The 12,254-nt window shown below is 51.0% G+C and carries 10 protein-coding genes; 9 read left to right on the top strand and 1 reads right to left on the bottom strand.

Annotated features, from left to right (window positions below; translation table 11 throughout):
- The first annotated feature begins 10 nt into the window (after positions 1–10).
- The 3 genes from carA to greA all read left to right on the top strand — a co-directional run bounded on the left by carA (position 11) and on the right by greA (position 4,974).
- A complete protein-coding gene (carA, locus tag M3P05_RS08585) occupies positions 11–1,144 on the top strand; it encodes a glutamine-hydrolyzing carbamoyl-phosphate synthase small subunit (protein ID WP_249699128.1) in 1,134 nt (377 codons plus the stop codon).
- A 110-nt stretch (positions 1,145–1,254) separates the two neighbouring features.
- Positions 1,255–4,473, top strand: coding sequence for a carbamoyl-phosphate synthase large subunit (gene carB, locus M3P05_RS08580; RefSeq protein ID WP_249699127.1), 3,219 nt, complete (start codon positions 1,255–1,257; stop codon positions 4,471–4,473).
- Positions 4,474–4,497: 24 nt separating this feature from the next.
- Positions 4,498–4,974: a transcription elongation factor GreA gene (gene greA / locus M3P05_RS08575; RefSeq protein WP_249699126.1), complete on the top strand. Its 477-nt coding sequence runs from the start codon at positions 4,498–4,500 to the stop codon at positions 4,972–4,974.
- 97 nt (positions 4,975–5,071) lie between these two features.
- Here the strand turns inward: greA and M3P05_RS08570 are convergent, their stop codons facing one another.
- The gene (locus tag M3P05_RS08570; protein ID WP_249699119.1) at positions 5,072–5,380 is read right to left on the bottom strand and encodes a YhbY family RNA-binding protein; all 309 of its coding nucleotides are present in this window, start codon (positions 5,378–5,380) and stop codon (positions 5,072–5,074) included.
- Between the two features lie 188 nt (positions 5,381–5,568).
- On the opposite strand from M3P05_RS08570, the gene rlmE reads away from it, so the two are divergent.
- The 6 genes from rlmE (at position 5,569) to secG (ending at position 12,241) form a co-directional block, all read left to right on the top strand.
- Positions 5,569–6,189 (top strand): 23S rRNA (uridine(2552)-2'-O)-methyltransferase RlmE, encoded by a 621-nt coding sequence (gene rlmE / locus M3P05_RS08565; protein WP_249699118.1) that lies wholly within the window; start codon positions 5,569–5,571, stop codon positions 6,187–6,189.
- Positions 6,190–6,489: 300 nt separating this feature from the next.
- Positions 6,490–8,466, top strand: a complete 1,977-nt coding sequence (gene ftsH, locus M3P05_RS08560; RefSeq protein ID WP_249699117.1) for an ATP-dependent zinc metalloprotease FtsH — start codon at positions 6,490–6,492, stop codon at positions 8,464–8,466.
- 121 nt (positions 8,467–8,587) lie between these two features.
- Complete coding sequence (gene folP, locus M3P05_RS08555; protein ID WP_249699116.1) at positions 8,588–9,442, top strand: dihydropteroate synthase; 855 nt, start codon at positions 8,588–8,590, stop codon at positions 9,440–9,442.
- Positions 9,443–9,564: 122 nt separating this feature from the next.
- Complete coding sequence (gene glmM, locus M3P05_RS08550) at positions 9,565–10,902, top strand: phosphoglucosamine mutase (RefSeq protein ID WP_249699115.1); 1,338 nt, start codon at positions 9,565–9,567, stop codon at positions 10,900–10,902.
- 115 nt (positions 10,903–11,017) lie between these two features.
- Positions 11,018–11,773, top strand: a complete 756-nt coding sequence (gene tpiA / locus M3P05_RS08545; RefSeq protein WP_249699114.1) for a triose-phosphate isomerase — start codon at positions 11,018–11,020, stop codon at positions 11,771–11,773.
- 3 nt (positions 11,774–11,776) lie between these two features.
- Positions 11,777–12,241: a preprotein translocase subunit SecG gene (gene secG, locus M3P05_RS08540; RefSeq protein ID WP_249699113.1), complete on the top strand. Its 465-nt coding sequence runs from the start codon at positions 11,777–11,779 to the stop codon at positions 12,239–12,241.
- Positions 12,242–12,254: the final 13 nt, after the last annotated feature.

The following is a 12,254-nucleotide window of genomic DNA, read 5'->3' as shown; positions in this document are numbered from 1 at the left end:
GGAGGACGCCTTGAGCAGAAAAGCCATACTCGCTCTCGAGGACGGTAGCATCTTCCATGGGGTCGCCATCGGCTGCGATGGGGAAACCAGTGGTGAAGTCGTCTTCAATACAGCGATGACGGGTTACCAGGAAATTCTTACCGATCCATCTTATGCCCGCCAGATAGTCACCCTCACTTATCCGCATATTGGTAATACTGGAACTACCTCTCTTGATGAAGAAGCAGAGAATATCTGGTCTGCTGGTCTTGTTATCCGTGATCTACCTCTATTAGCCAGCAACTGGCGAAATAGCCTGCCCCTCGATAAATATCTCGAACAAAACCAAATTGTTGCTATCGCCGAAATCGATACCCGACGATTGACCCGGATTTTGCGAGAGAAGGGTGCTCAGAACGGTGCCATCGTTGCCGGAGAGAGCGCTTCAGAAGAGAGGGCTCTTGAGCTGGCTAAGGAATTCCCCGGGTTGAAGGGAATGGATCTGGCCAAAGAGGTTACTACAGCTGAAAGCTACACCTGGGTCGAGGGTGTCTGGAAGCTTGACGGAGACAGGCATGAAGACCGCTCTGACCGCGAACGTTTTCGTGTTGTTGCCTACGATTTCGGCGTGAAGCGCAACATTTTACGCATGCTGGCTGAGCGGGGCTGCCGCCTGACGGTGGTGCCTGCAACCACCTCTGCCAAAGATGCGCTGGCCCTGAATCCTGACGGTGTCTTTCTGTCGAATGGTCCTGGTGATCCTGAGCCCTGTGACTATGCGATTGAAGCCATTCAGGATATTCTCAAAAGTGGTCTACCTGTTTTTGGAATATGCCTGGGTCATCAGTTGCTGGCTCTTGCATCCGGGGCGAAGACTGAAAAGATGAAATTTGGCCATCATGGTGCCAACCATCCGGTACAGAACCTGAGAAGTTCGGAAGTAATGATTACCAGCCAGAATCACGGTTTTGCAGTTGCTGAGCAGGAAATGCCTGCAAACTTGCGTGCAACTCATAAATCGCTGTTTGATGGTTCCCTGCAGGGGATTGAGCGGACCGATTGCGAGGCATTCAGCTTCCAGGGGCATCCGGAAGCCAGTCCTGGCCCCCATGATGTAGCACCGCTGTTTGATCGATTTGTAGCTGCTATGAATGAACGACGATAGTCGTTCTTTGGTCTTTAATGGCTATACGACTATTTAGAATCAGTCAGGATCAGTGCGGTGCATAGAGATAAAGACAGGCACCGCGTGAATAGAACCAAGAAGAACATATCATGGCGAAACGAACCGATATTGAAAGCATTCTGATTCTTGGCGCCGGCCCCATCGTTATCGGACAGGCCTGCGAGTTTGATTACTCTGGCGCTCAGGCCTGCAAGGCCCTGAGAGAAGAGGGGTATCGCGTCATTCTGGTGAACTCCAACCCGGCCACCATTATGACTGACCCGGTTATGGCGGACGCAACTTATATTGAACCGATCCGCTGGCAGACCGTTGCAAAAATAATTGAAAAAGAACGCCCGGATGTTCTCCTGCCCACAATGGGCGGGCAGACAGCACTGAACTGTGCTCTCGATCTCGAAAGAGAAGGTGTGCTTGAAAAGTTTGGCGTTGAGATGATTGGTGCCAACGCCAAGACCATTGATAAGGCTGAAGACCGGCATCTGTTTGACCAGGCCATGAAGAATATTGGTCTGGAAACCCCCAAGGCCGGAATTGCCCATTCCATGGAGGAAGCCTGCGGGGTTCTCCGCCAGGTTGGCTTCCCCTGTATTATTCGCCCGTCGTTTACTATGGGTGGTTCAGGCGGTGGCATCGCTTATAACAAGGATGAGTTTGAAGAGATCTGTAACCGTGGTCTAGACCTTTCCCCAACCAGTGAGCTGTTGATTGATGAGTCTCTGATTGGCTGGAAAGAGTATGAGATGGAGGTTGTACGGGACAGGAATGACAACTGCATTATTGTCTGCGCCATTGAAAATTTTGATCCCATGGGGGTGCATACCGGGGATTCCATCACCGTTGCACCTGCCCAGACGTTAACGGACAAAGAATATCAGATCATGCGTAATGCCTCGCTGGCAGTGCTGCGTGAAATTGGTGTTGAAACGGGTGGTTCCAATGTTCAGTTTGGTATTAACCCGGAAGATGGCCGCATGGTGGTCATTGAGATGAACCCGAGGGTATCCCGTTCGTCTGCTCTGGCTTCAAAAGCGACGGGCTTCCCGATTGCCAAGGTGGCTGCCAAGCTGGCAGTCGGTTACACCCTTGATGAGTTGCAGAACGATATTACAGGTGGAGTCACCCCTGCTTCCTTCGAACCTGCTATTGATTATGTGGTCACCAAGGTTCCCCGCTTCGCGTTTGAGAAGTTCCCAAAAGCTGACGCCCGGCTGACGACACAGATGAAGTCGGTGGGTGAGGTAATGGCCATTGGTCGTACATTCCAGGAATCACTGCAAAAAGCTCTGCGTGGTTTGGAAGTAGGATCTACCGGGCTTGATCCGATTGTAGATTTGAGTCGGAGGGATGCTGAAAGCCGGATCAGGGAAGAGCTGGTTACTCCTAAGGCTGAGCGAATCTGGTATGTTGCTGATGCCTTCAGGGCCGGGTTAAGCCGGGATGAAATCTTTCAGCTGAGCAAGATTGATCCCTGGTTTCTGGTGCAGATTGAAGATCTGCTGCAGGAAGAATCAACACTCACTGAAACAGATTTTGAATCACTCTCTTATGAACATCTGCGAAGATTGAAACGTAAAGGTTTCAGTGATGCCCGTCTGGCTGCTTTGCTGGATGTGAAAGAGCCGCGGGTGCGTGAGCATCGGCTGAATCTTGGACTGCGTCCTGTGTACAAGCGGGTTGATACCTGTGCAGCAGAATTTGCTTCCGATACCGCCTACATGTATTCCACCTATGAGGAAGAGTGTGAAGCTGCACCATCAGACCGCAAGAAAATTATGGTTATCGGTGGTGGCCCCAACCGGATAGGTCAGGGGATTGAGTTTGACTACTGCTGCGTTCATGCCGCTCTTGCCATGCGGGAAGATGGTTACGAAACCATTATGGTCAACTGTAACCCCGAAACGGTTTCAACTGACTATGACACATCAGATCGCCTCTATTTTGAGCCGGTTACTCTTGAGGACGTTCTCGCTATTGTTGATGTCGAACAACCAGATGGTGTGATTGTTCACTACGGCGGACAGACCCCGCTGAAGCTTGCTCTCGACCTGGAAGCTGCCGGTGTCAAGATTATTGGTACCAGCCCGGAAGCGATTGATATGGCTGAAGATCGCGAGCGTTTCCAGAGAATGATCCATAAACTCGGACTGATGCAGCCTCCCAATGCCACGGCTCGAAGCCTGCAGGAAGCGATCTTCAAGGCCGCTGAGATCGGTTATCCGCTGGTGGTTCGCCCATCCTATGTGCTGGGTGGTCGGGCCATGGAAATAGTCACTGATGAAAAAGATCTAAACCGCTATATGCATGAAGCGGTACAGGTTTCTAATGAAAGTCCGGTGCTTCTGGATTTCTATCTGACCCATGCTGTTGAAGTGGATGTTGATGCTGTCTGTGATGGTAAAGATGTTGTGATTGGAGCCATCATGCAGCACATTGAACAGGCAGGAATTCATTCCGGTGATTCGGCCTGTGCCCTGCCTCCCTATGATCTTCCGGATGATGTTCAGGATGAAATCAGAAGCCAGGTGAGAGCCATGGCGCTTGAGCTTGGTGTTGTCGGCCTGATGAATGTTCAGCTGGCTGTTCAGGATGGTGATATCTACGTTATCGAGGTGAATCCCAGGGCTTCGCGAACTGTTCCGTTTGTCTCGAAGTGTATCGGGGTTTCTCTGGCGAAAGTGGCCGCAAGGGTTATGGCAGGGTCTTCCCTGCAGGAACTTGGTTTTACCAAAGAGATCATCCCCAAAACCTGCTACGTCAAGGAAGCTGTCTTCCCGTTCAACAAATTCCCGGGTGTTGATCCAATTCTTGGGCCGGAAATGAAATCAACCGGTGAGGTTATGGGAGCCGGTGATTCATTCCCTGAAGCCTATTCCAAGGCCCAGTTGGCAGTGAAAATGCAGCTGCCTTCCGAGGGGCGGGCTATCCTCAGTATCCGGGATCGCGACAAGAAGCGAGTGGCTGAGCTCGCAGGAATACTGCATACTGCCGGTTTTGAGCTGCTTGCTACCAGGGGAACAGCTGCAGCCTTGGCTGAAGAGGGTGTCTATGTTCCTGTGGTGAATAAAGTGAAGGAAGGTCGCCCTCATCTGGTCGATATGATTGTGAATGGCGAAATTACGCTAGTGGTTAATACTACAGAGGGTCGTCAGGCGATAGCTGATTCCTTTACAATCCGTCGATCAGCACTGACGCACAAAGTTCTCTATACCACAACAATGGCAGGAGCTATCGCTATTGCCCAGGCAATCAGCTTTGGCCCCGAGCGAAGTGTCAGACGACTACAGGATTTGCACCAAAGTACACACTAGGTACTCAATAAGGTATTAATAGGCATGCAGCGATTTCCCATGACCGTGGAGGGTGAAGAAGCCCTCCGCGAGGAACTCCAATTTAGAAAAGGCAAGGAACGCCCCAAAATCGCTGAGGCGATTGCGGAAGCTCGTGAACTGGGCGACTTGAAAGAGAATGCTGAGTATCACGCGGCCCGCGAGCAGCAGAGTTTTAATGAAGGTCGTGTACAGGAGTTGGAAGGTAAACTGTCCAACGCTCAGGTTATTGATGTAACCACTATTGAGAATACCGGCAAGGTTATCTTCGGGGTCACTGTAACCCTGATTAATACCGATGACGATAGTCAGGTGTCTTACAAGATTGTTGGCGAAGATGAAGCTGATGTTAAGGAAGGCAAGTTGTCTGTTACCTCTCCTATCGCCAGGGCTCTGGTAGGCAAGGAAGAAGGTGATGTGGTTGTTGTTCATACTCCTGGCGGCCAGATGGAGTATGAAATCGAAGAGGTTCAGCACATCTGATGCTTGCATCAGTTTGATTTGAACATACAAAAATGCCGAACGCTTCTTTATGGAGGTTGTTCGGCATTTTTGTTTCTAACCTTTTGGAAGTTGTGGCTTACAGCACACGCAGCAGGTTGGAAAGGCGAGGGTTTGGTTCTTTGGCAGGCTTGAGAATCAGCGCAATTTTGCCGATGGTCTGGATAAGATCAGCGCCACAGGCTTCGCAAAGTTCGGCCATCAGCTGCTTCTTGGCTTCGCGGTCTAGAACGGCAAATTTTACTTTAATCAGTTCATGGTCACCCAGAGCGCGCAGGGTTTCTTCAACAACGCCTTCAGTGATGCCGTTTTCAGAAACAATAACGACCGGCTTCAGTTTGTGCCCGATGGCACGTAATTCCCGTTTTTTTTCGGCGTTCAGCGCCATGTCACAATCTCCGGGTGGAATAAATTAAGGTGGCGCATTCTAACTCCCCCGACTTCGGATGCAAGAGGCAGGCAGGGCTGTATTTGCCGTCAGCGGCTCTCACTGATTGGGTGCATGAAGAGGTTTGGGTAATATACGCTACTTTTTGCCGAATACTCCGGTAAATGGCTGTTTGAGGAATCTTATCTGTGGCGAGATCAAAAAGTAGCGCCAGCTGGCTGAAAGAACATTTTGATGATCAGTATGTTCAGCAGTCCCAAAAAGACGGCTATCGCTCCCGTGCCAGCTATAAACTGCTGGAAATGGCTGAGAAGGACAAACTGTTCCGCCCTGGGATGTCAGTTGTGGATCTGGGAGCAGCGCCTGGTGGCTGGACCCAGGTTGCAGGTGAGAAAATCGGTGAAAAAGGGCGTGTGGTTGCTTCTGATATCCTGCCTATGGATCCCATTGCAGACGTAACGTTTGTTCAGGGCGATTTTACTGAAGATTCAGTACTGGCCGAAATTCTGCGGGCGATTGGAGATGATCAGGTAGATCTGGTGATTTCTGATATGGCTCCTAATATGAGTGGCGTAAAAGCATCAGACCAACCACGGGCTATGTACCTGGTCGAACTTGCGCTGGATCTGGCACGTCAGGTTCTGAAGCCGGGTGGCTCATTTCTGGTGAAAATTTTCCACGGTGAAGGCTTTGATGAATATCTGAAAGATATGCGTACCAGTTTTGGCAGTGTTGCTACTCGTAAGCCGGGTGCCTCACGAGCCCGATCCCGTGAAACCTATCTTTTAGGACGCCAGTTTAAGGGGTAAAGCTGGAGTTAAAAATTGTAAATATACGGTCTTCCCGGTTGTAAAGTGCAGGGCGAGCCCCAATATGCATTCCTAAGCCTGTGCAAGGAGTGTTTTTTTGCATGCAGGTGATAGATTCGGTTACGGAATCGATAGGCGAAACGCGCTGTTTATAGCTGTCGATCTGTAGTAAGGTGACGATTGAGTAACTGCATTAAACGGCCATGAGCGGGCTTCATGCTCCTTGGGTAAAAAGTGCAGATTTCCTCTTCGATTTAAGCCGTACCGAATGCGCTCGGTGAGGGTACACATTTGAATGACATGGCAAAAAATCTGATCTTATGGGTGATAATCGCCCTGGTGCTGTTGACGGTATTCAAGAACTTTGACGGCATGCAGACCTCTACCCAGAAGGTCAACTACTCCGATTTTGTAACACAGGTTGAGCAAGGTCAGGTCAGTCGCGTATTGATCGACGGTTACACTGTGAACGGAGCTTATACCAATAACGAACGCTTTGAAGTCAATATCCCTCCGGCTGTACGTGACGACAAGCTGATGGACGACATGCTTCGCAGTGGGGTTCAGGTTGAAGCGAAACCCATTGAAAAGCAGAGTATCTGGTCCCAGCTGTTAGTTGCCAGTTTCCCGATTCTGGTCATCATTGCAGTCTTCATGTTCTTCATGCGCCAGATGCAGGGCGGTGGCGGCGGCAAAGGTGGCCCCATGAGCTTTGGCAAGAGCAAGGCGCGGTTGCTCTCTGAAGATCAGATCAAAACGACATTTTCCGATGTGGCGGGTGTTGACGAAGCAAAAGAAGATGTTCAGGAGTTGGTGGACTTCCTGAAAGATCCAGGCAAGTTCCAGCGCCTCGGTGGTCGAATCCCCCGCGGTGTCCTGATGGTCGGTTCTCCCGGTACCGGTAAAACTCTTCTGGCAAAAGCTATTGCCGGTGAAGCCAAGGTACCGTTCTTCACTATCTCCGGTTCGGACTTCGTGGAAATGTTTGTGGGTGTGGGTGCGTCCCGTGTCCGCGATATGTTTGAGCAGGCCAAAAAGCAGGCTCCCTGCATTATCTTTATCGATGAGATTGATGCAGTCGGTCGTCACCGTGGTGCCGGTCTTGGTGGTGGTCACGATGAACGTGAGCAGACCCTGAATCAGCTGCTGGTTGAAATGGATGGTTTTGAAGCGAACGACGGCATTATTGTAATTGCTGCAACTAACCGCCCAGACGTACTTGACCCTGCATTGCTGCGTCCTGGTCGATTTGATCGTCAGGTTGTTGTGCCCCTGCCCGATATTCGTGGCCGTGAGCAGATTCTCAAGGTTCACATGCGCAAGGTGCCTTGCGGTGATGATGTGAAAGCCAGCGTGATTGCCCGTGGTACCCCAGGTTTCTCCGGTGCCGATCTTGCCAACCTTGTCAACGAAGCCGCCCTGTTTGCAGCGCGTTCCAACAAGCGCACAGTTGGCAAGCTTGAGTTTGATCAAGCCAAAGACAAGATCATGATGGGCGCTGAACGTAAGTCCATGGTGATGAGTGAGAAAGACAAGGAGATGACCGCTTATCATGAGGCTGGTCATGCCATTGTCGGACGTCTGATGCCCGAACATGATCCGGTCTACAAGGTTACGATTATTCCTCGCGGTCGTGCATTGGGTGTCACCATGTACCTGCCGGAAGAAGATAAGGTCAGCTACTCCCGCCGTTACCTGATAGGTCGTGTGGCTTCCATGTATGGCGGTCGTATCGCAGAAGAATTGTTATACGGCAAGGATGGTGTATCTACCGGTGCCTCCAATGATATTCAGCAGGCTACCCAGATGGTTCGCAACATGGTGACCAAGTGGGGTCTGTCCGATAAGCTTGGCCCTCTCCTTTATGGAGAAGAGGAAGGCGAAGTTTTCCTGGGTAAGAGTCAGGGTTCTCACCATATGAATGTCAGCGGTGAAACTGCCAAACTGATTGATCAGGAAGTGCGGGATATCATTGAACACTGTTACAAGGCTGCTGAAGCCATCCTGACAGAACAGCGAGATAAGCTGGAGCTGATGAAGGATGCATTGATGGAGTATGAGACCATCGATACTGAGCAGATTGATGACATTATGGAAGGCCGCAAGCCCAAGCCGCCAAAGGACTGGAATGAAAATGGTGGTTCCGGTGATTCTGGTGCCAAGGCTGAGGGTGCTGAGGAAGAGGCAGAAACTGATGCTCCCAAGGTGGATGACACGGATTCTGACTCGGACGAGCAGGGTGATAAGCCTGTCGGTGGACCTGCCGGCCAGCACTAAAGCTTGTTAGTGATAATCAAAGGGAGCTGCGGCTCCCTTTGTTGTCGTATTTGTGTCAACAGAGCCTGACACGTCTTATACTTCCCCCGCTGCTGAATCGTGGAGCTGGTTGTACACAACCATGAACAACTCTGTTAATAAAAGCCTCGACTGTGCTGGGCGTCTGCTGGATTTGGGTCGTCCAAATGTGATGGGTATTCTCAATGTAACCCCGGACTCTTTCTCTGATGGCGGGCGCTACAACACCTTTGACCGAGCGCTTCAGCACGCCCGTGAGATGGTGGATGCTGGTGCTGGTATTATTGATATCGGTGGTGAGTCCACCCGTCCGGGTGCCCAGATTATCTCGGAAGCTGAAGAGGTAGACCGGGTTGTGCCGGTTATTGAGGCTATCAGCAAAGAGTTTGATATTGTTGTCTCCGTTGATACCAGCTCTGCTGCTGTGATTCGTGAAGCGACATCTGCTGGTGCGGGCATTGTGAATGACGTTCGTGCTTTGTGTCGGCCTGGAGCTCTCGAGGCTGCGGCGGCAAGTCAGGTGCCGGTCATCCTGATGCACTCCCTGGTTGAGCAGCCAGAATCCGGTTTTGTGCCTGCGTATGAAAACGTCGTTGATGAAGTTTCCGGTTATCTGGCATCTCGCGCTGAATTATGTCAGAAAGCCGGAATCGCAAAAGAAAAAATAATCCTGGATCCGGGGTTTGGGGGAGGGATGTTCGGAAAAACGCCAGCTTTTGATTTGCAGATGATTAAGCGTTTCTCTGAGTTTCATCGCCTTGGATATCCGGTTTTGGCTGGGGTTTCCAGAAAATCTTTTATTGGTGCAGTCCTGGAGAATACAGCTGACGAGCGCCTGTCTGCCAGTCTGGCAGTGGCACTTCTTCTTGCTCAGGCGGGAGCCCAGATTATTCGGGTTCACGATGTGAAGGAGACAGTAGATGTGCTGAAAATAGCAAATGCAGTGGCTGCAGCTTGAGAAGCTGGAAGTGACTGGAGCAGCCATGAGCGGGCTATGTGCCCTATGGGTAAAATGCCCTCCCCTAGAAATTGAGAAAGCTTGTGGGCATTTCCATGTAAAAAGCTGAGAAGGAATTTTGTATGGGCCGTAAATATTTTGGTACCGATGGGGTGAGAGGGCTGGTCGGCCAGTTTCCTATTACGCCTGAATTTGTTATGAAACTAGGTTGGGCTGCCGGGCAGGTTTTTGCTGGTCATGGAGCCAACAGGGTCATTATTGGTAAGGATACTCGCCTTTCCGGGTATATGTTTGAGTCTGCCCTTGAGGCTGGTTTATCTGCGGCGGGTGTGGATGCCTGGCTGCTTGGGCCTATGCCAACTCCGGCCATTGCTTATCTGACACGCACATTTAATGCCAATGCCGGTATTGTGATCAGCGCGTCCCATAACCCTTATTACGACAACGGCATCAAGTTCTTCTCTTCTGAAGGAACCAAACTCCCCGACTCGGTTGAGCTTGCTATTGAAGAGATGATGGATCAGGAGATGGTGGTTGCTGATCCTGCCAAGTTTGGTCGTGCCAAGCGTGTTGATGATGCTGCTGGCCGTTATATCGAATACTGCAAAGCGACTGTTCGCCCGCATCTGGATCTCTCCGGAATGCATATTGTTGTGGATGCGGCCCATGGTGCCAACTACCACGTTGGTCCGGAAGTTTTCCGTGAGCTGGGCGCCAGAGTGGATACTATTGGTGTCAGCCCGGATGGTCTGAACATCAATCAGGGTGTTGGCTCCACCTATCTTGAAACCCTGAAAGAAGCGGTTCTTGAAAAGAAGGCGCATATTGGTATTGCTTTTGATGGCGATGGCGACCGTTTTTTGATGGTTGATCACACCGGGCACCAAGTGGATGGTGATGAGCTTCTCTATGTCATTGCCCGTCACCGTCACAGTCAGGGTGAACTGGCCGGCGGGGTGGTTGGCACGGTGATGTCCAACCTGGGAATGGAAAAAGCGCTGGAAGGTGCAGGTATTCCATTTGCCCGTGCAAAAGTGGGTGATCGCTACGTCATTGAGATGATGCAGGCAAAAGGCTGGCAATTGGGAGGAGAATCCTCCGGTCACTTGATCTGCCGCCATGTTTCTACCACTGGAGATGGTATTGTTGCAGCCCTTCAGGTTCTGCGTGCAATGGTTGCGACAGGGCGAAGCCTGAGCGATATGTGTGGCGATATGGTCAAATATCCTCAGACCATGATTAATGTACGCATGTCTGAGCGAGTCGATCCTGATAGCAATAAGGCGATTTCTGAGGCGGTTCAGCAAACAGAAACTGAGCTGGCCGGGCGAGGACGTGTTCTTCTGCGAACATCGGGAACTGAGCCGGTTATCCGGGTCATGATTGAAGGCGAGGATGCGGATGAAGTGTCCACTCGCTGTCGTTCCCTGGCAGATGTTGTTGAAGCTGAAGCTGGTTAATGCCTGATTTGTCAGGTTATACGGGGTGCCATTTAATGTGCGCCCCTTTTGTCATGCGTATTGTCAGGACGGCTGGCGGTGCGCTAACATTCCGCCCCTTTAGTGAGGTTTTGTGATGCGCAAGCAGCTAGTAGCCGGTAACTGGAAAATGAATGGATCCCGTGAGTCAGTTGCGGCACTGACTGAAGGGTTGAAGTCCGGCGCTGCGGAGTTGGCTGGTAAGGTAGACGTTGCAGTCTTCCCATCCTCCATTTTTGTTCAGCGGGTAGCTGATACCCTGTCTTCCGGCGAAATTGCCTGGGGTGTTCAGAATATCTGCACTGAAGAAAAGGGTGCTTTCACTGGTGAAATCTCCATTTCCATGGCCAAGGATTTTGGTTGTGAAATGATTCTGGTAGGTCACTCTGAGCGTCGTTCACTGTATGGTGAAACTGATGCGGAAGTTGTGACTAAAGTGCGTCATGCCGGTAAGGCTGGCCTGATCCCGGTTCTCTGTGTGGGTGAGACTCTGGAAGAGCGTGAAGCTGACAAGACCATGGAAGTGGTTGCCCGTCAGGTGCAGGTTGTTCTGAATGAGATTCAGTCTGAGTACCTGGAAAAGCTGGTTATTGCTTATGAGCCTGTTTGGGCAATTGGCACTGGTCTGACTGCATCTCCTGAGCAGGCTCAGGAAGTACATGCCGCCATTCGTCAGCTTCTGACTGAACATGATGCGGACATGGCTGCCCGTACACGTATTCTGTACGGTGGTAGCGTCAAGGGCTCTAATGCGGCAGAGATCTTTACAGGTGCTGACGTGGATGGTGGCCTGGTTGGCGGTGCTTCTCTGGATGTGCAGGACTTCCTTACAATTTGTCGCGCTGCGAGTTAAAGAATGGAAACACTGATTCTAATAGTTCATGTATTGGTTGCACTGGGTCTGATTGGTCTGATCATGCTCCAACAGGGTAAGGGGGCTGAGACGGGTGCGTCTTTTGGTTCTGGTGCCTCTCAGACTGTATTCGGCAGCAGCGGATCCGGAAGCTTCCTGACCCGTACTACTGCTATTCTGGCGACTGTCTTTTTCCTGACCAGTATTGGTCTGGCCATGATCGCCAAAGACAAGGCTAATGCTCTGACCACAGGTACTGTAACTGGTATTCCGACTGAGGTTTCCGCGCCAGCGGCTGAGATTCCTGCTCCTGTTTCCGATGTTCCGGAAGTGAGTGATTCTACAGTAGATTCTTCGGAAGCCCCTGTGTTAGACTCTACCGCGTCTGCTGAGGGTGACACCGCAAAAGCTGTTGTTTCCGAAGGGAAAACAGCTGATGCTGAGTCTTCCATAAGCGCTTCTGAGTGATGGCCTTTATTGG

The sequence above is a fragment of the Parendozoicomonas callyspongiae genome, assembly GCF_023502345.1.
Lineage (GTDB): Bacteria > Pseudomonadota > Gammaproteobacteria > Pseudomonadales > Endozoicomonadaceae > Sansalvadorimonas > Sansalvadorimonas callyspongiae.
This window is presented reverse-complemented; position numbering and strand designations above follow the sequence as displayed.